Annotated in this window: 1 protein-coding gene; it reads left to right on the top strand. The window is 32.3% G+C overall.

From position 1 onward, the window contains the following. Positions 1-99: 99 nt before the first annotated feature. The coding region (locus KPL37_RS19570) for an IS256 family transposase (protein ID WP_216151724.1) at positions 100-623 on the top strand (524 nt) is incomplete at its 3' end.

The following is a 623-nucleotide window of genomic DNA, read 5'->3' as shown; positions in this document are numbered from 1 at the left end:
GGGCCTGTAAATAATTTTGTGTAAACAGAATAAAATGTACTCTTTCTTGGCAATAATTGAGATAAGTAATTATCAAAGATTGTAAGGAGGAGTATTTTTATGTCCAACATTTCAAAAGAGGTTTTAAGAGATTATATCAACGAGCAAAAGTTTACAAACCCAACTGAGGTTTTAACTGCTATGAAGAGCATGTTTAAAGACATTCTTCAGGAAACATTAGAAGCAGAAATGGATTCACAACTTGGATATGACAAGTATGAATTATCTGAAAAACGAACTCCAAACAGTAGAAATGGTTACTCTAAGAAGACTGTTAAATCTGAACTTGGATCCGTAGAACTTAATATACCACGTGATAGAAATGGCGAATTCGAGCCTAAAATTTTGCCTAAGTATCAAAGAAATATAACTGGTATTGAAGATAAAATAATGGCTCTTTATGCAACTGGAATGACCACGAGAGATATATCAGAACAAGTTAAAAATCTTTATGAAGTTGAGATATCTGCTGAAATGGTCTCGAATATAACAAATAGGATTATGCCTGTAGTTACAGAGTGGCAAAATAGGGCACTTGAAAAAACATACTCATTTGTTTTTTTGGATGCAATACACTATAAAGT

This window comes from Clostridium frigoris (genome assembly GCF_018861865.1).
Lineage (GTDB): Bacteria > Bacillota > Clostridia > Clostridiales > Clostridiaceae > Clostridium_AD > Clostridium_AD frigoris.
Note: the sequence above shows the minus strand (reverse complement) of the source record. Positions and strands in the feature narration are given on the sequence as shown.